The sequence below is a fragment of the Aeromonas sp. 604176 genome, from assembly GCF_049170755.1.
GTDB classification, from domain to species: Bacteria; Pseudomonadota; Gammaproteobacteria; order Enterobacterales; family Aeromonadaceae; genus Aeromonas; species Aeromonas veronii_A.
This window is the reverse complement of record NZ_JAAKNE010000013.1, coordinates 1-17899: the sequence shown is the minus strand read 5'-3', so window position 1 is coordinate 17899 and position 17899 is coordinate 1. Positions and strand designations below refer to the sequence as shown.

General features: G+C 57.5%; 19 protein-coding genes, 1 tRNA gene, 1 other RNA gene and 1 pseudogene. 5 read left to right on the top strand and 17 right to left on the bottom strand.

Annotated elements, in window-relative coordinates; translation table 11 throughout:
- Positions 1-22: 22 nt before the first annotated feature.
- The 10 genes from G5358_RS03905 to G5358_RS03860 all read right to left on the bottom strand — a co-directional run bounded on the left by G5358_RS03905 (position 23) and on the right by G5358_RS03860 (position 5602).
- Positions 23-92: hammerhead ribozyme type II (locus tag G5358_RS03905), an RNA gene on the bottom strand.
- Between the two features lie 7 nt (positions 93-99).
- Positions 100-294 (bottom strand): hypothetical protein, encoded by a 195-nt coding sequence (locus G5358_RS03900; protein WP_005345945.1) that lies wholly within the window; start codon positions 292-294, stop codon positions 100-102.
- Positions 295-306: 12 nt separating this feature from the next.
- Positions 307-927, bottom strand: coding sequence for a DUF3164 family protein (locus tag G5358_RS03895; protein WP_421323638.1), 621 nt, complete (start codon positions 925-927; stop codon positions 307-309).
- A 10-nt stretch (positions 928-937) separates the two neighbouring features.
- Positions 938-1117, bottom strand: coding sequence for a hypothetical protein (locus tag G5358_RS03890; RefSeq protein ID WP_029300298.1), 180 nt, complete (start codon positions 1115-1117; stop codon positions 938-940).
- A gap of 19 nt (positions 1118-1136) precedes the next feature.
- Complete coding sequence (locus tag G5358_RS03885; protein WP_005353401.1) at positions 1137-1385, bottom strand: hypothetical protein; 249 nt, start codon at positions 1383-1385, stop codon at positions 1137-1139.
- A 56-nt stretch (positions 1386-1441) separates the two neighbouring features.
- Positions 1442-1993, bottom strand: coding sequence for a transcriptional regulator (locus G5358_RS03880; protein WP_005353402.1), 552 nt, complete (start codon positions 1991-1993; stop codon positions 1442-1444).
- Positions 1977-2555 (bottom strand): hypothetical protein, encoded by a 579-nt coding sequence (locus G5358_RS03875; protein WP_421323637.1) that lies wholly within the window; start codon positions 2553-2555, stop codon positions 1977-1979. The genes G5358_RS03880 and G5358_RS03875 overlap by 17 nt, the downstream gene beginning before the upstream one ends.
- Positions 2556-2624: 69 nt before the next feature.
- Positions 2625-3347, bottom strand: a complete 723-nt coding sequence (locus tag G5358_RS03870) for an AAA family ATPase (RefSeq protein ID WP_421323636.1) — start codon at positions 3345-3347, stop codon at positions 2625-2627.
- 42 nt (positions 3348-3389) lie between these two features.
- Positions 3390-3704, bottom strand: coding sequence for a hypothetical protein (locus G5358_RS03865; protein ID WP_421323635.1), 315 nt, complete (start codon positions 3702-3704; stop codon positions 3390-3392).
- Complete coding sequence (locus G5358_RS03860; RefSeq protein WP_421323634.1) at positions 3632-5602, bottom strand: DNA-binding protein; 1971 nt, start codon at positions 5600-5602, stop codon at positions 3632-3634. The genes G5358_RS03865 and G5358_RS03860 overlap by 73 nt, the downstream gene beginning before the upstream one ends.
- Positions 5603-6010: 408 nt before the next feature.
- On the opposite strand from G5358_RS03860, the gene G5358_RS03855 reads away from it, so the two are divergent.
- Positions 6011-6757: a LexA family transcriptional regulator gene (locus G5358_RS03855; RefSeq protein WP_421323633.1), complete on the top strand. Its 747-nt coding sequence runs from the start codon at positions 6011-6013 to the stop codon at positions 6755-6757.
- Positions 6758-7016: 259 nt separating this feature from the next.
- On the opposite strand, the pseudogene G5358_RS03850 reads toward G5358_RS03855, so the two are convergent.
- From G5358_RS03850 to fadR, 4 genes and pseudogenes are all read right to left on the bottom strand, one after another.
- Positions 7017-7418: pseudogene (locus G5358_RS03850) on the bottom strand (AEC family transporter); the annotation flags it as partial.
- A gap of 12 nt (positions 7419-7430) precedes the next feature.
- The gene (locus tag G5358_RS03845) at positions 7431-7988 is read right to left on the bottom strand and encodes a YaeQ family protein (RefSeq protein ID WP_005336887.1); all 558 of its coding nucleotides are present in this window, start codon (positions 7986-7988) and stop codon (positions 7431-7433) included.
- A 188-nt stretch (positions 7989-8176) separates the two neighbouring features.
- Positions 8177-8317 carry a TIGR02808 family protein gene (locus G5358_RS03840; protein WP_005345965.1) on the bottom strand — a complete coding sequence of 47 codons (141 nt, stop codon included), beginning with the start codon at positions 8315-8317 and terminating at the stop codon, positions 8177-8179.
- Positions 8318-8582: 265 nt separating this feature from the next.
- Positions 8583-9296 (bottom strand): fatty acid metabolism transcriptional regulator FadR, encoded by a 714-nt coding sequence (gene fadR, locus G5358_RS03835; RefSeq protein WP_026034983.1) that lies wholly within the window; start codon positions 9294-9296, stop codon positions 8583-8585.
- A 333-nt stretch (positions 9297-9629) separates the two neighbouring features.
- On the opposite strand from fadR, the gene nhaB reads away from it, so the two are divergent.
- Together nhaB and dsbB are read left to right on the top strand one after the other, a co-directional pair.
- The gene (nhaB, locus tag G5358_RS03830) at positions 9630-11210 is read left to right on the top strand and encodes a Na(+)/H(+) antiporter NhaB (RefSeq protein ID WP_421323632.1); all 1581 of its coding nucleotides are present in this window, start codon (positions 9630-9632) and stop codon (positions 11208-11210) included.
- Between the two features lie 98 nt (positions 11211-11308).
- Entirely contained in the window at positions 11309-11830 is a 522-nt protein-coding gene (dsbB, locus tag G5358_RS03825) for a disulfide bond formation protein DsbB (RefSeq protein ID WP_005336895.1), read from the top strand.
- Positions 11831-11907: 77 nt separating this feature from the next.
- Here the strand turns inward: dsbB and G5358_RS03820 are convergent, their stop codons facing one another.
- The 3 genes from G5358_RS03820 to uvrB form a co-directional block, all read right to left on the bottom strand.
- Positions 11908-12555 carry a DedA family protein gene (locus G5358_RS03820; protein WP_041202713.1) on the bottom strand — a complete coding sequence of 216 codons (648 nt, stop codon included), beginning with the start codon at positions 12553-12555 and terminating at the stop codon, positions 11908-11910.
- Positions 12556-12733: 178 nt separating this feature from the next.
- Positions 12734-12991 carry a YkvA family protein gene (locus tag G5358_RS03815; protein ID WP_013723683.1) on the bottom strand — a complete coding sequence of 86 codons (258 nt, stop codon included), beginning with the start codon at positions 12989-12991 and terminating at the stop codon, positions 12734-12736.
- On the bottom strand, positions 12988-15000 hold the full coding sequence (gene uvrB / locus G5358_RS03810) for an excinuclease ABC subunit UvrB (RefSeq protein ID WP_042080860.1): 2013 nt from the start codon (positions 14998-15000) through the stop codon (positions 12988-12990). The genes G5358_RS03815 and uvrB overlap by 4 nt, the downstream gene beginning before the upstream one ends.
- Positions 15001-15133: 133 nt before the next feature.
- On the opposite strand from uvrB, the gene G5358_RS03805 reads away from it, so the two are divergent.
- Positions 15134-15209 (top strand) — tRNA-Asn (locus G5358_RS03805).
- A 773-nt stretch (positions 15210-15982) separates the two neighbouring features.
- Positions 15983-17668 (top strand): aspartate:alanine antiporter, encoded by a 1686-nt coding sequence (locus tag G5358_RS03800; protein ID WP_033115819.1) that lies wholly within the window; start codon positions 15983-15985, stop codon positions 17666-17668.
- Positions 17669-17899: the final 231 nt, after the last annotated feature.

Genomic DNA, 17899 nt, shown 5'->3' with positions numbered 1-17899 from the left:
GGTGAAGACCTGGGCCCAGATCGTTTGGTTGCTCATCAGTACCCGGCAACCACACCGGGTAGACAGGGCGGCAGTGCCGCCCTGTTTCGCAGCGGGCCATTACTCGAACTGCAGTGGCGTCACCCCTTGATACTCCTCGGCATTGAGGGGGGCAGGCCCCAGCCCCAGCGCCCAGAGCAGGGCGGCCTTGATGCCATCCTCATAGGTGTCGTCGGGGTAGCAGGTGCCCTCTGTTTCGGTGATCTGCTCACAGAGCAGCAGTTGCTCTTCGGCTTTTTCCACGTTGATTTCCATCACGCCTCCTCCCTATACCTTGGCCAGATCCAGGCTCATCTGGATGTAACGCCCGTGAGCGTCACGCTCGTAGAGCCGCAGATATTGGCTGGTGCCGGTCACCTGGATGGCATCGACAGCGGCTTGCATGGCCAACAGCCAATCCGGGTCATCGATATTGAGCTGGCGCAGGGAGAGCACCTGATTCACGTCGATATGACCGCTCTTGGATACCCGAAAGGCATGGTCTACCAGAGCGCGGATCTCGCTGCTGGCGCCATCGCTCCAACGTTCGATGCACTGGTCAATTAGCGCTTTGGCGGCCTGGATCCGTTCATCAAATTTGCGGTGCTCCCCCACTGCCCGAATGAGCTTGTAACGGCCATCAAAACTGAGCAGGGTCACGTTGCCCTTGGTACCGCCCCACGCCACGCCGTACTGCTCGGCGGAGAGGTCCACAAAGTCGGCGATCTGTTGCATGGCGCCAATCTTGAAGGCGGCCAGCTGTGCGCGTTGCTCGCGAGCTGCCGCAATGATGCCCATCACAACTTCATCGCGCAGCTTGTCTGCCGGGGCGATCAGGCTTTCCGGTACCCAGTGCCCCTGAGCGTTCTGGCGCATCGGGGTGGTACTGCTGGTTTGTGCTTCTTGCATGGACTTCTCCTTAATGGATCTTGTTGCTACCGGGCACCGGAGGGCACATCACGGCGCTGTACTGCTCTGCTGTCGCGCTCGCCAGCTCCTCCTGATGGGTCGCGCTGCAGAATTCGAGAAACTTGGGTAACTGGCGCAGCACCACCCGCGCCAGCGCCTCGTCTTCTATCTCAAGCTGGATCTTGCTCATCTCATCCCCCTGGCCAGTTTCAGGATTCTTGGCGCCAGTGCAGCAGGCAGCCGCCAAAGCGCACTAGGGCGACTTCGCGCACCACGCCCGCCAGACATTCACGGCTCAACACGGCGCGCGCTTGCATCTCTTTGGGCAGTGGCCCGGTGACCGCCAGCAGCGGGGTATGGCAAACCCGACTGGTGCGAACGTCATATCCCTTGGCCGTCAGCCAGTGGCTGAGTTGCTCGGCGGTCTTTTGCAAATTGCTGTGCAGATGCTTTTTCATCCCGTTCTCCTTGTGATCTCGTCACCGGGCCCACCGCGAAAGAGCCCCGCCAACCCTTATTTGCCTTCTTGCTTGTCGAGCAGTCGGTTGTATTTGATGGCCATGATTTTCAGCTCTTCGGCCAGCAATTCACTTAGAATGCGCAGGCTGCTGCTGGCATTGTCGCCATCGCTTTTGGCCTGACGGCGCAATCTGGAGAGGGTGGCCTCGGCGTCATAGCGAGCCGTTTTCTGCGCCCCTTTGCCCTGCTCTACAGATAACCGCATCGGGCGACGCAGTTGCTGCGCCTCGGTCAGCTGGCTATGGGGGCAACCGCTGCGGCATGCCTTCCAGAGCTTGATATCCATTGGACTGCTACCCACTTCGCTCGGGCCACGGCGTTGGTGAGCAAGACACTGATGGGCCGGGATATCCCCCAGGATGGGGCACCTCACCTTGTTGCCCATCAGGGCCCCTTCCACCAGGGTCTGTACCCTTGCCATATCGCCGGGATACTTTTCGTTGCAGACCTGGCTGATGGTGGTGCGAGAGAGCCCGAGCTTCTCGGCCACCTGGGCCAGCGAACTGGCCGCCACTTCGGCCTGCAACACCTCAAGCCACGTTTCCATGTGTCTCCTCCTCCCGTTGGAACGGGTATAACTGCTGCTGGTTTTGATCCCAGCAACCATGGTCACGACACAGCGGGGCATAACGGCCTGTATCCCGGACCAGCTGATAGCGTCCTGTCAGGCCGTGTCTGGCGGGTACAGGCAGCAAACTGTCAACTTTGAACAGCACTTTGACGTAACCGGCTTTCACCAACCTATCGGTGTAAAACCAGGCTTGTTTCTGACCCGTCTCTGCCGTCAGCATCAGGTCTGTCAGGGTGAAGAAGCGGCTGATCTTCATGGTGTTCCACATTTTCTGTTGATTGGTTTTGCGCTTGTTCTTGCATTTGGGCCGCTTCTGGCCACTGCTTTTGCCAATCGGTGGCACGTATTGGGCGCTAACCACTTTGAAATAGGCCGGGCGGGATACCACGCCGTCCGGGTGTTTAATGAGGTGGCCAGCGGCCAACCAGTCACGCACGACCTTGTAGATATGTGCCTCAGACATTCCCGTCACGGCGATCACGTCCTTGATCAGAAAAGTCTCTTGCTGGCACATCCATTCCCAGGCTTGCAACGTCATTAGCGTTGCTTTTGTATCAACCACTGGAATCCCTCCCGTGCTTTGTTTTTATTGGCTGTAGCCTGACGGCTAGCGGCTGCGACGCACGTCATGGAGCAGCTCGCTGGCGTCAACGTCCTCCAGCCGGATAATCCGGGCATCAGAGGCCATCGCCATTTTTTCAATCTTGTCGAGGGCCGAGACGATGGTGCGCACCACGCCATTGGAACGCTTGCGGATCAGATCCAGCAGTGCATCGTCGATCTCCACGTCCACCTCCAGCATTTCGCTGGCAATCAGGGACACGTCATCGAGATCGGCCGGTTTGAATTCGATCCACTGGGAGATGCGGTTAAACAGCTGCTTGCGCTGGCTGATGCGGCGGGCAATCTCTTCCATCCCGACCAGGATCAGGGGTTGTTCGGTGGCATCGTAGATATCGCGCAGGGTCTCCATGATGCGGGCATTGCCGACCACGTAATCGGCCTCGTCCACGAAGATGGCCAGCTCTTCGGCACGGACGGATTCGATGATGCTATCGACCTGAGCACGCAGGTTGTGGCGCTGGGGAATGCCGATCTCTTTGGCAATCTGCTCCAGCAGACTGGTCACCGTGTCGGCCTTGTAGCAGCGGACATAGATGCCGTTCACTTCGTCCTGGTTGAACAGCCACTCCACGGCGGTGGTCTTGCCAAAGCCGGAGGGGCCATGGATCAGGCCAATGCCCGGCACTATGCTGGAGCGGTTGAGCAAGTTGTCGAGCAGCTGCTCGGTCTTGAGCATGTTTTTGACTTCAACGATCTTGTGTTTCATAGTGGGTTTGTCCTTTGTTTTTGGGCCTTTTCGGGCTATTCGCTAACCTTTTGCCTGGGTGCGGCGGGTAGCCCGAACTTCATCCAGATGGCGGTTAATGCGTTTTGCCATCAGCTTGTGGCTGTAGAGGTATCGGGTCAGCCACTCCTTCTCCCGCTCTGTCAGCGGGGTATCCAGCTCCCGCTCTGCCAGATAGATGGCTTGCTCGTACTCGGTCTTGAGTGCTCTCGATTCCTGCCCTGCGATGGCTTGCGCCCGCTGCGCTTTCGCTTCTCGTCTGGCTTCTATGGCGGCCAGCTCTGCCGCATTGAAACGGGCGGGTTCAGCGGGGGTTGAAACCCCGGTGAGCGCGGCCAATGCCGGGTTATCGAGGGTGAGATCGCGCCGACTGAACGCTTCAATACCCTTGGCCTGATCGACGAAGTGGCGCACCACATCCTGATGGAGCTGGTCGATGCCAAAGGTCTTGGCAAGGTTGCGCATCTCGCGGCGAAAACTGGCCAGCGCCTTGGCATCGGCTTTTTTGGCCGCCCGGAAGGCATCGGGACTGATGCCATTGCCCAGCAGGTCGATGTTGATGGCCTCGATCCGCTCGTTCCAGTCACCGTGCGGTACAAGATGGCGCGGCCCACATCGCACGGATCGAGAAACACGCTGACCCGCTGGCTCTTCCAGTTGTGCTCCAACAGTTCGGGGGCGCTGTATTTGAGGCCACCGGCCTTGATAAAGCCTTTGGAAACGGTCGCCTCGCCGATATGGTTGAGCAACAGATCCAGCGCAGCTTCATCGGGAATGGCGCGGCGCTGATAACGGGCCAACTGGTACTTTTCATTGGGGCTGATGCCAAGGGCACTGTGCTTGCGGTTGTGGTAACGGGCATCGAGCCAGTTATCGAGCAGGGTTTGCAGCTCTGCTGCCGTCATGGCCAGCTCGTAAATCTCTTTTTGCGCATCCGGTTTGCGCTTCTCCTCCAGCCGCTGGGCAAAGCTCTTGCGCGCCTCGATCACCTGACGGTCTGCCACGCAGTGGCCGATATAGGAGGGCAACAGCTCGATCAGGCCGTGGCTCAAGGTGCGGAAAAACCGCTCGATATGGGGTTTCTCCCACCCCGAGTAGGCGTTGGAGCGGCTGAGGTTCATACCAAGCAGGGTGCAGATGGACATAACTCGCTGGCTCACGTAGTCAGAGCCGTTATCGGTGCGCATCACGCCGTTATCGTTGAGCGTGCCCCAAGCCAACAGAGTCTTGCGCAGCAGCAGGCAGATCCCCTCGCTCGATGAGCTCTTGGCCACCAGCAGACGAACGCGACGGGTATACACGTCGATCACGGCGATGATGCTGTGGCGACCATCCACCAACATGGCATCGACCGGGGTGCTATCGAACTCCCAGACGTCGTTGGGCTGGGCCATCCAGGGGTACATCTCCTCGATCGCGCTGCGGTATTTGTTGTTGTAGGCATCCGGGTTGGTGGTATAGGTAAAGGCCACCTTGTTCTCTGCCAACCATTTCACCATCCAGCGACGCAAGGAGGATTGGCTGGGGATCTGCCATCCCAGCTGATTCATGTCGCTGTATTGGCTGGCCAGTTCGTGCAGCGCCCCCCACTTGTTGGCCAGATGGGGCTTGGTGGTGACCAAGGCGGTGAGAAACTGGGCCAGATCTGGGCTCTGCTCGACGGTTGATGGTCGCTCCCGCTGATAGTTGCCAGCCAGAGCTGCGGGGCCTTCATCCGCCAGCGCACTTTGCCAGCGGCGCAGGGTGATCAGACTGAATGGCTTTTGCCGCTCATAGACGCTGGCTGGCAACTGCAGGATGCGGGCACGGTATGCCTCGATAAAGGCGCGGCGACCCACCTCCCCTTGCTGGCAGGCGTGATAGGGGGCTAGGAAGATATCGGCAGCCTGCAGGATCAGCAGTCTGGCATCGACCTTCTGGCGAGCCCCCTCCCCCAAAGTCAGCAATTTGCGGCCAGCCTCCGGTTTGACTGGCACCTCGCGCGCCAGCAACTTGGCCATGGCCTTGCCACCCGCTGCATGGTCGGTCACCGCATGGCCTTGTGCAGCCACAGCTTGTTCTGCCAGATAACGGCGGGTTTCAATCGGCAGTGAGCCAATGTGGTATTCGGCCCCTTTGCCTTTCTCGCGCTTGCGGCTTTGCCACTCTTCACGCTCGGCCTTTTTGCGCACACCATCGGGGTAAGCGGGCATGCCAACCAATCCGGCCAGCGCCTGGGCGGTGTACCAGCTGCTCATTGGTCACCTCCCAGCAGGTCGATCCCCAGCGACTCGGACAGCAGGGCCATGATGGCGCGGCTTTCCCGACGCTTGGGGCTAATCCCTCTGGCCGGAGCATAGTGTTTGATGCAACGCTGTACGGCTCGGGGGTGCAACCCTTTAGCGCGGGCCCAAGCAGCTTGGGAATATCCGCATTTTATGAGCTCAGCCCTGATCCACTCTGGTGTTTTCCCTGACATACTCACCCCGTTTCGGTATCATCAAGTGTCGCAGTGCGTATCTTTATCTTTCATAAAAGAATGATTTCATGTCGCAACGCGTCACATATGAATGATTGATCCCCCCAAAAAGATTGACAAGTCTTTTTGTGCGGAATTTTTTGTCTATCGACTCACCAGCATCAGCCACTAGCCGAGAATTCCTTGTATGTCAGAGCGTTATGAAGAAAAACCACAAGCAGTACAAAAAGACGGTGAGGTATCTTTTCTGACGGCGGGAATGGATACTCTGAGTGACCGTCTGGATGAGCTGCGCGGGAGCCTGAGCTACAAGGCATTTGCCGAACTGGTGGGGATGAGTGAGTCGGGGATGCGCAAATACTTCCCTCCGTTTAGTTCATTGCCCACCATCGACAAGGCGCTGCGCATCGCGCGGACGTTCAATGTGAATCTGGAGTGGCTGGCCACCGGTCAGGGCCCGAAACACCCCGATGGAACGGCCGAGCAGATGGTGCAACGTGAGGAGTTTGATGAGGAGTACGCGCTGATCGATGGCTACCATGTCACCGTCAGTACCGGCCATGGTGCGTTTAATGATGATCATGAGGTTAAACGCAAGCTGGCCTTCCGCCGCAAGTGGCTCACGTTTCGCAAGTTAAACCCGGATAACCTGGTGGTGGTCTTCGCCAAAGGCGACAGCATGGAGCCCACCATCCACTCTGGTGACTCTATCCTGGTCGATATCAGCAAGAATCAGATCGAAGACGGATCCATCTTCGTGCTGCGCCTGGGAGAAGAGCTCTACGCCAAGCGCCTGCAGAAAAACTTCGATGGCGGGATCACCATCATCAGCGACAACCGCGATGATTACCCCCTGCAGGTCGTTCCAGCCAATCAGCTGGAAAACCTGGCCGTGATCGGCAAGGTAGTCTGGGCAGGGCACGACTTTTTTTAACTGTAACTATCTGATTTTGTGATACCCCGCTGCTGATATTATCTGGCCAGTAATTATTTAAATGGCTCTAGGCAGCAATCACTACATTTTTCATTTTCAGTGCATCGACTCGCTGCCTGACTCTAAAGTTTTCATTTTGCGGTTAAACGGCTTGGTTTAACCGCATCACGCCACAAGCCCCGCCATTCCTGAGTTTGTCCCGCCATCTCCCACTTGTTTTCGCCAGCTCCCGGTTTTTCATTCTTGGTGATGGGTTACACGAGAAGTGCAGCAGATTGGAGAGCACAAAGAGGATCACGATGGCCCCCAGTTGCTGCTCGCCAAATGCCAGCACCATCAAGGGGATACCAAGATTGCCGGTATTTCGGAACATGGCGGGCAAGATCAGCGCTGCCCGCTCAATTCCTTGGAGTTTGAGCTGCGCGAGCAGCAGACCTGGTAACAAAATAACCAGCGCCCCCGCCGCAATCAGCGGCATATGCTCCGCCAGCGCCAGCGGATACTTGACCAGCGCGGAGAAGACCAGCGCCGGGGTAAACAGTTCGATATTGGCCCTATTGACGTAACCGAGGGCGGCCCCCGGTCGCAATCGCCCGTAGAGTGCGCCGAGCCCGACCACACCGAACACCGGGATGACGATATTGAGCAAGGCGCTGAACATGGGCGGCGTCCGTTACAGTTCGCGGGCCGGTTTGCCCATCAGTACCACCGGATCCAGCGTCACTTCCAGTGCGCCGTTACTGACCCAAAGCTGACCATCGGAAATAGTGCAGGTGAGCTGCATGGTACGCTCGACCATAGCGGTGAGCGGCAGAGTCTGGCTGTCGGAGAGTTCGATGATGCTGAGGTTGTCATGCTGGCTCAGCTTGCCCTGGTTCTGCTTCCACCAGACGCTGGTGCCACGACCGCCGTAGAGGTAGAGCACCACCTGACGGGCGCGGTTGCAGGCTTTTTTAAGCCGTTTTTCATCGGGTTGGCCCAGCTCGATCCAGAGCTCTATTTCGTCCGAGTAGTTCTTGCACCAGAGCTCGGGTTCGTCATCGGCGCTCAATCCCTTGGTGAATTCCAATCGCTCAGCGGCGTGCCAGGCAAAGGCCGCCAGCCGGATCATCATCCGCTCATCGGTTTCGGAGGGGTGGCGTGCCAGCGTGAGGGAGAAGTCCTGATACAGATTGCGATCCATATCAGACAAACTGATCTGGGCCTTGAATACGGTTGCCTTGAGAGCCATAGAAAACCTTGAACACCTGATAAGAGAAGGGTGAGTGGGAAATACGGGCGCCAGTGTAATCAAAATCGGCGGCAGGTTCGACCATACTGACCAAAGATTTCCCCTTCCCTGCCGGGATAAGTGCTTTAAAAGACACAAAAAACAAATGCCAGTCCGAAGACTGGCATTTGGCGGCATGGAGAAGCGACTCACTTCTCGGCGGACTGTACCCCGAACGCATTCAGCAGCATGCAACAGGTCACTGCCACCGCCACGAATCCGCTCAGAAAGATAAAGGGCATGGCCCCGTATCCCAGTACTGTCCAGATGGTGTGTTCAAGAAGACTCATTGTTGTGTCCTTCATCCGGTGAAAGGTGTGTTCCTTCTGGCGGATATTGGCTCCGCTCTTGATGCCTCCATTTGACCTCAATCAGCGGTTGGGTCCTATGCCACCAAAGTGATAAATGCAGGGTTCATTTGCGCTGGATCAAGCTTTTTGGCCAAATATCCATGCAGTTCAAGCAATTACCACCGCCAGTCAAGGATAGACACAAACACAGCAGAATAAAAAAACGCGCCGGATGGCGCGTTTCTTGGACAGCACAGGCAAGGGATCAGTTGTCGCACAGATCGCTTGGCATGTCCTGACGCAGGCGGGTCCACAGCTTGCCGGACTCGATACCGTACTGACGCACCGTCATGAACACGGCTTCGTGGTTCTTGGTCTCGGCCAGATTGAGCAGGGTCTTGTAGTAGGCATCTGCGGTCTCGCGAGCCTGCTTGTCGGAGAAGTAGTAGCTGCCGACTCTGCTGTACAACCCTTTGAAACCGTTCAGGATCAGGGCGTAGATCGGATTGCCGGAAGCAAACGCCAGCTGGTGGTGCAGGCGATAATCGAACTCGGCATAAGCCTGTGCGTTGTTCTCGACCCCATCGGCGCCACGCAGGATCTCGGCGGCCTGTTCTGGATTGTGACGGATCGCCCCGCGGATAAAGATGGTGCAGATATGGGTACGGGCGGAGAGCAGCTGAGCTATCAGATCAGGTACCTTGTCCTGATCCAGACGGGCCAACGTCTCCAGAATATTGAGGCCGGAGGTTTCCCAGAAATTGTTCACCTTGGTCGGCTTGCCATGCTGTATGGTCAACCAGCCATCACGGGCCAGTCGCTGCAGCACTTCGCGCAAGGTAGTCCGCGTCACCCCGATCAACTCGGATAATTCACGCTCGGCGGGCAGAATAGATCCGGGAGGAAAGCGATTGTTCCAGATGGACTCGATGATGTATTCCTCGGCAAACCCAGCTGGGCTCTGCGCTTTTATAACCATGAATTGACTCTGTTGTAATGCGTAAAAAGGCTGACGAATGATATCAAAGCGATGATGGCTGGCAAGCATAAGGTCAGTCCTCTGCTCACATATGGCAAATATAGTGTTGGGAATATGTATCTAATCGCCACGAGGGAGCCAGCCAACCCCGACAAGGTGGTTGTAAAACAGACAGATGGGCAGAGATCCATCGGCTATCATTTATAATCGTCACGCTTTTTGATTAAAATCACGAGGAATCAGACAGATAAAGGCCAACATCCGGAGGCACAGGTCGAATCATCCTTGACTGCATAGAAGCAGATCCTAACAACAAAGTTGAGACCCATTATCATGCCAATAAGCCTAGGGCAGGCATTCGCCAAGAACTTCTTGGGCAATGCACCACAGTGGTATAAAAGCGCCATCTTGCTATTTCTGGTGATCAATCCGATCGCCTTCCACCTTGATCCTTTCATTGCGGGCTGGTTACTGGTCGTTGAGTTTATCTTCACCCTGGCCATGGCCCTCAAGTGCTACCCTCTGCAACCGGGTGGTCTGCTCGCGATCGAAGCCGTGTTGATCGGCATGACCTCCGCCGATCAGGTCAAGCACGAGCTGGTCGCCAATATCGAGGTGCTGCTGTTGCTGGTGTTCATGGTGGCAGGCATCTATTTCATGAAGCAGCTGCTGCTCTATGTCTTCACCAAGCTGCTGATCGGCGTACGCTCCAAGATCCTGCTCTCCCTCTCCTTCTGTCTGGTCTCCGCCTTCCTGTCAGCTTTTCTCGATGCCCTGACCGTGATTGCCGTGGTGATCAGCGTCGCCACCGGTTTCTATGCCATCTATCACAAGGTCTCGTCCGGCAAGGAGTTTGGTCACAGCCATGACCATACCGATGATAAGGAAGTCGCCGAGCTCAATCGCCAGGATCTCGATGATTTTCGCGCCTTCCTGCGCAGCCTGATGATGCATGCCGCCATCGGTACCGCGCTGGGTGGTGTCTGCACCCTGGTGGGCGAGCCGCAAAACCTCATCATCGGCGAGCAAGCCAGCTGGAACTTCGCTGAATTTGCCATTCGTATGTCCCCTGTGACCGTCCCCGTCTTTATCTGCGGTCTGCTGACATGCGTGCTGGTGGAGCAGTTCCGCTGGTTTGGCTATGGCGCCCGCCTGCCGGACACGGTGCGTGCCATCATGGAGGAGTACAACCGCTACGAAGAGGCAAAACGCAGCCCGCAAGACAAGGCCAAGCTGATCGTTCAGGCATTGATTGCGGTCTGGCTGATCGTCGGTCTGGCCATGCACCTGGCAGCCGTTGGCCTGATTGGTCTCTCGGTCATCGTGCTGGCCACCTCCCTGACCGGGATCACCGAGGAGCACTCGCTGGGTAAAGCCTTCCAGGAGGCACTCCCCTTCACCGCCCTGCTGGCGGTCTTCTTCAGCGTGGTCGCCGTCATCATCGATCAGCAGCTGTTCAAGCCGGTGATCGAGCTGGTACTGGCAGCCAAACCGGAGAACCAGCTGGCCCTCTTCTATCTGGCCAACGGGGTGCTCTCCATGGTCAGTGACAACGTCTTTGTCGGCACCGTCTACATCAATGAGGTGAAGACGGCCATGCTCAATGGTGCCATCGACCGCGCCCAGTTCGATCTGCTGGCGGTAGCTATCAACACAGGTACCAATCTGCCGTCAGTCGCCACCCCCAATGGTCAGGCCGCCTTCCTGTTTATGCTCACTTCGGCATTGGCGCCGCTGCTGCGTCTCTCCTATGGCCGCATGGTCTGGATGGCGCTGCCCTACACATTGGTGCTGGGGCTGATCGGCTTTTTCTCTGTCGAATTGCTGCTTGGTCCTGCCACCGAGTGGTTCTATCAGCATGGATGGCTGATGATGGAGAGTGCGCTGCCAGCGGTACAGCCGGCGCTGCATTAATCCATTGCGACGGTTTCCGAGGGCCCTTTCAGGGCCCTTTTCTTTTCGGTTCCGCTCTGCTCTAATTCAGCCACTGTTTTTTCTGAGAGATCAATGAGATGATCGAGTTTCTCCGCCGTATCGCCGCCCATCGGCTGGCCTGGGGTCTGTTGGCAGCATCAGCCCTGTTCCTCGAGTTGTGCGCCCTCTTCTTCCAGCATGTGCTGGGCCTCTCCCCGTGCGTGATGTGCGTTTACGAACGGTTGGCGACCCTGGGTGTGCTGGCCGCTGGTCTGCTCGGCATGGTGGCGCCGGATAAGTGGTATGTTCGCTGGAGTGCCATGTTGCTGTGGGGCTACAGTGCCTTCCGTGGCTTCCAGCTGGCCCTCAAGCATGTGGACTATCAGGTTAACCCCTCCCCGTTCAACGTCTGCAGCCCGTTTGCCGACTTCCCGAGCTGGGCTCCGCTCGATCAGTGGCTCCCCTGGCTCTTTATGCCGGAAGGGGATTGTGCCCAGATCACCTGGCAGTTCTTCGGTTACTCCATGCCCCAGTGGCTGGTCGTCATCTTCGCCGCTTACCTGTTGGTCTTCACCGTAGTGGCCATCGGCAATCTGGTGAAAGGGCGCTGCTGCAACTGAGTGTCATGCCCGCGTGGAGATAAAAAGGGGGAGCCATTATGGCTCCCCCTTCTCGTTCTGGTTGACCGTATTTCTGATTATGCCTTGGCTGTACTCATCTTGGCCTTGACCGCGCCAATTACCATGGGCAACAGGGAGATACCGATGATGCCGAAGATCAGCAGGGTAAAGTTGTGACGCACCACCGGCAGATTGCCAAAGAAGTGACCGGCATAAACGAAGGAGAGTACCCACAGCAGGCCGCCAACCAAGTTGAACGCCAGGAAGCGCGGATAGGTCATGGCCCCCATCCCTGCCACGAACGGCGCAAAGGTACGCACGATGGGCAGGAAGCGGGTGATGATGATGGTCTTGCCACCATGCTTGGCATAGAAGGCGTGGGTCTTCTCCAGATAATCCCGGCGGAAGATTTTGGAGTCCGGGTTGCGGAACAGCTGCTCGCCGAAGAAGTGCCCAATGGTATAGTTGACCACGTTGCCCAGCACGGCAGCGATGATCAGCACGGCCGCCAGGGTATGGACGTCCAGCACGCTGCCCACGGTAAGCGCACCGGCGGCAAACAGCAGGGAGTCACCCGGCAGGAACGGCGTCACTACCAACCCGGTTTCACAGAAGATGATCAGAAACAGGATTGCATAAACCCAGACGCCATAGTTCTCGAACAGCTCTTTCAAATGCACGTCAACGTGCAGGATAAAGTCGATTGCAAAGAGGATCAGATCCATTTTTTCCATACCCATAAAGTGAACGGCGTGGAGTCTACGCCAATGCCATTCGGGCGACAATCACCGGCCAGCCTCTTTTTCATCCCGCAGCGCCCACCTTCAAATGAAACCGTTTTTCCGCTTCCTTCGAGGGTGGGAGCGCACAGAGTGATGTCGAGCGTGGTGTTGAAAAGGTGAACTAGGAGGCCTGTTCCAGATCGCTGCGCACTGCGGGGGGAAGGCAACGCTCCCAACCCCACAGCAACACCAGCAGCAGGGTCACGTCATCGAACCAACCCAGCAAGGGCACCACGTCAGGGATAAGATCCACCGGACTAATGCCATAGAGCAGGATAAGGATCACCAGTCCCCTCGCCCACCAGGGGGTACCGGGATGGCGAAAACCATGATAGAGACGACGAAGTCGTTGCCAAATCAGCCAGCGTTTGCGGCTCATGACTCGATCAACTCGCTGCGCAACTGCTGGATCTGATCCCGCAGTGCTGCCGCCTGTTCGAACTCCAGATCCCGGGCATGTTGGAACATCTGCTCCTCCATCCGCTTGATCTCTTTGGCAATCTCGCTGGCAGAGCGGACATGGTACTCCCCTTGCGGCTCGGCCGCCTTGCGCATCCCCTTGCCAGGTTTGCCTGCCGTGCGGCTGCCGCCCATGTCCATCACATCACCAATGGACTTATTGAGCCCCTTGGGGGTGATCCCATGCTTGAGGTTATAGGCATGCTGCAAGGCGCGGCGCCGCTCGGTCTCCTCAATGGCGACCTTCATCGAGTTGGTGATGGTATCGCCGTAGAGAATGACCTTGCCGTTGAGGTTACGCGCCGCCCGACCGATGGTCTGGATCAGCGAGCGGGTCGAGCGCAGGAAGCCCTCTTTATCTGCATCCAGAATCGCGACCAGCGACACCTCCGGCATGTCGAGACCTTCCCTCAGCAGGTTGATGCCCACCAGTACATCGAACTTGCCGAGGCGCAGATCGCGGATGATCTCCACCCGCTCGACCGTGTCGATATCGGAGTGGAGGTAGCGCACCTTGACGTCGTGCTCCGCCAGATACTCGGTCAAGTCTTCCGCCATCCGCTTGGTCAGGGTCGTGACCAGCACCCGCTCTTCGACGGCGACCCGCTTGCGGATCTCGGAGAGCAGATCGTCCACCTGCGTGGTCACCGGACGCACCTCGATCTCCGGATCGAGCAAGCCGGTTGGGCGCACCACCTGCTGCACCACATCGCCGCCGGACTTCTCCAGCTCGTAGGGGCCGGGAGTCGCCGAGACAAACACAGTCTGCGGCATCAGCGCTTCAAATTCGTCGAACTTGAGCGGCCGGTTGTCGAGCGCCGAGGGGAGCCGGAAGCCGTACTCCACCAGGGTCTCCTTGCGGGAGCGGTCCCCTTTGAACATGGCACCGATCTGCGGCACCGTGACGTGAGACTCGTCTATGATGAGCAGGCCATCCCCCGGCAGGTAGTCAAACAGGGTGGGCGGCGGCTCCCCCGGCGCACGGCCGGAGAGGTAGCGGCTGTAGTTCTCGATGCCGGAGCAGTAACCCAGCTCCTGCATCATCTCCATGTCGAACTGGGTACGCTGGCTGATGCGCTGCTCTTCCACCAGCTTGTTGAGGGACAACAGCTGCTCGCGGCGGCTGCGCAGCTCCTCCTTGATATGCTCGATAGCCCCCAGAATGGTTTCGCGCGGGGTGGCGTAGTGGGTCTTGGGATAGATGGTGTAGCGCACTACCGTCTGCTCGATGGCGCCGGTCAGAGGATCGAACTGGGAGAGGCGCTCCACCTCTTCATCAAACAGCTCTACCCGCAGGGCCAACTTGTCCGATTCGGCAGGGTAGATGTCGATCACTTCACCGCGCACCCGGAAGGTGCCGCGTTGAAACGCCATGTCGTTGCGTGTGTACTGCAGCTCAGCGAGGCGACGCAGGATATCCCGCTGGTTGATCACATCCCCCACTTTGAGATGCAGCATCATGCTTAGATAAGCTTGGGGATCCCCCAGACCATAGATGGCCGACACCGAGGCGACAATCACCACGTCGCGCCGCTCCAGCAGCGCCTTGGTGGCCGACAATCGCATCTGCTCGATGTGATCGTTGATCGAGGCATCCTTCTCTATAAAGGTGTCGGTGGTCGGCACATAGGCTTCGGGCTGGTAGTAGTCGTAGTAGGAGACGAAATACTCCACCGCATTGTCGGGGAAGAACTCCTTCATCTCGCCATAGAGCTGGGCGGCCAGGGTCTTGTTGGGAGCCAGGATCATGGTCGGGCGGTTCAGGGTGGCGATGACGTTGGCCATGGTGAAGGTCTTGCCCGAACCGGTCACCCCGAGCAGGGTCTGGTGGGCGAGGCCGGACTCGATGCCATCCAGCAGTTGGGCAATCGCCGCGGGCTGATCCCCGGCGGGTTGAAACTGGCTGGCTAACTTGAACAATTTGCTCATGAACACTCCCGACACAAAACAGCAAAGGAGCAGTGTAACCGAGGGTTTGGCAGCGGTACACCCGTGCCATCATCCCGCGAATGGCTTGACCACCCAGGACACCTTCTGTATGATGCTCCTCCTTGCCTGATGTTCCCCCGTAGTTCAGTCGGTAGAACGGCGGACTGTTAATCCGTATGTCACTGGTTCAAGTCCAGTCGGGGGAGCCAATTCCTCACCATCTCGGTGCAAGTTATCCACTTTAGTGCCCTCTTCTGCCAATTTTAATGCACAAGATCCTTCTTGCTGCTGACGCTCCCTTTTGTTACCCGCCCCGGCTCGACAGAGTTTTCTCCTGTCGCATCTAACTATTTGATTTTTATACAAACATTTTTCTTCCGGTATTTTTTGAACAGCCCTTGCATCCCAGTGCTGGCGCGGCTTTCAGGGCGATGAACAAGTTTCATAAACAGGGTTATCCACAGATTCTGTGGGTAAGTGCAGCAAGCCCTGTCAGGACGCGGGATTGCCTGTTATCCCCTGCAACAGGAGACCATTTTACAGGCTAACCTGATTTTATTCTGTTTTGTCCCACCCTCTGTAACTGTTGATTAACAGGCTCTATTGGCACTTTCCGGAGATATCTTTTTGCCAGCCCTTTCCCCATATGGGAATGACGCTAGTATCTCGTCATTTGACTCTTTTACGACCAAGAGATCCCCAGGTTGAATCTGCTGAAACCGCTCTGTGGCGAAGCGCTAGACAGCAGAATCTAAAATCTCACCCATGACAGTGCAAGCCCGGCTGCAACCAGCATGTTTCACTAATTGACAACGGGAAGGAGAGCAAAAATCACCTGCTTTTTTCCGATGCTCCCCTTATCCCGCCGCCTGCTCATTAAATAGCGTCCGATAACTTCCGATTAATCGCACCCTTGCGCTTCTTTATTGGGGATAGATCCGGCACAATATCGGCCCCACTTTTTTCCTCGGTTTTTCCGGGCATGACCATAGACTTTGTGACACTGCTACATCAAAGCGACTCCCTGCTGCTCTTCGTAGTGCTGGCTTTTGGCCTGCTGCTTGGCAAGGTACGGATTGGCAACTTTCAGATTGGCAACACCATAGGTGTGCTGTTTACCGCCCTGCTGTTTGGTCAGATGGGCTTCGAGTTCACCGCCACGACCGAGAACGTCGGCTTCATGCTCTTCATCTTCTGCGTGGGGATCGAAGCGGGGCCCCACTTCTTCAGTGTCTTCCTGCGCGATGGCATCCACTACATCACCCTGACTCTGGTGATCCTGCTGACCGCCCTCTTCCTGACGGTAGGACTGGCCAAGTTCTTCAATCTGGGGCCCGGGATGGCGGCCGGCATTCTGGCGGGATCGCTCACCTCGACCCCTGCGCTGGTCGGTGCCCAGGATGCCCTGCGCAGTGGCCTGCTCAACCTGCCCCATCAGACCGATATGCAGGCGGTGCTCGACAACATGGGTATCGGCTACGCCCTGACCTATCTGGTGGGTCTGGTTGGCCTGATGCTGGTCGTGCGATACCTCCCTTCGCTGGCACGGCTCGATCTCAACACCGAAGCGCAAAAAATTGCCCGTGAGCGGGGTCTATCCGACAGCGACAGTCGCAAGACCTACCTGCCCATCATTCGCGCCTATCGGGTTGGTCCCGAGCTGGCAGCCTGGATTGGCGGCCGCACCCTGCGCGAGACCGGCATCTACCCCCACACCGGCTGTTATGTGGAGCGGATCCGCCGCAACGGCATTCTCGCCAGTCCTGATGGGGATGCCGTCATTCAGGAAGGGGATGAGATCGCGCTGGTGGGCTATCCCGAGAGCCACGAGAAGCTGGACGTCAATTACCGCAACGGTAAAGAAGTGTTTGATCGCAACCTGCTCGACCTGCAGATCGTCACCGAAGAGATAGTGGTAAAGAACGACTCCGTGGTGGGTCGTCATCTGGTGGAACTCAACCTGACCGAGAAGGGGTGCTTCCTCAACCGGGTGGTGCGTTCCCAGATCGAGATGCCGTTCGATCGCAACATCATGCTGCAAAAAGGCGACGTGCTGCAGATCAGCGGCGAAAAACAGCGGGTTAAACTGCTGGCCAACAAGATCGGCTTTATCAGTATCCACAGCCAGACCACGGATCTGGTGGCCTTCACCACCTTCTTCGTGCTGGGGCTGCTGATCGGTTCTGTCTCGCTGGTGTTCGGCCAGATTGAATTTGGCCTCGGCAACGCAGTCGGTCTGCTGCTGGCAGGCATTCTGATGGGATATCTGCGGGCCAACCACCCGACGGTCGGCTACGTGCCCCCGGGCGCCCTGCGACTGGCCAAGGATCTTGGTCTGGCGGTCTTTATGGTCAGCACCGGTCTCAAGGCGGGTGGCGGCATTCTGGATCACCTGAGCGAAGTGGGTGCCGTGGTACTCTTCTCCGGTATGCTGGTCACGACGCTGCCGGTACTGGTCGGCTACCTGTTCGGGGTCTGGGTATTGAAGATGAACCCGGCCCTGCTGCTCGGCGCCATCACAGGTGCCCGTACCTGCGCCCCCGCCATGGATGTGGTTAACGAGGCCGCCAACAGCTCCATTCCGGCGCTTGGCTACGCAGGGACCTATGCGGTGGCCAACGTGATGCTGACGCTGGCAGGCTCCTTTATCATCGGCTTCTGGTTCTAGCAGCCATCAAGTTACCGCTAACAAAGAAGGGAGCCTCCGGCTCCCTTCTTGCTATCTGATTTTCTCCCAAGACGCGGAGCAGGCTCATTGGTGTGATCTCACCTGACACCAACCATCTGCGCTGTCAGCCCCCTACCCACAATAGTTGATGCTCTGCTCTGCTCTGCTCTGCTCTGCTCTGCTCTGCTCTGCTCTGCTCTGCTCTGCTCTGCTCTGCTCTGCTCTGCTCTG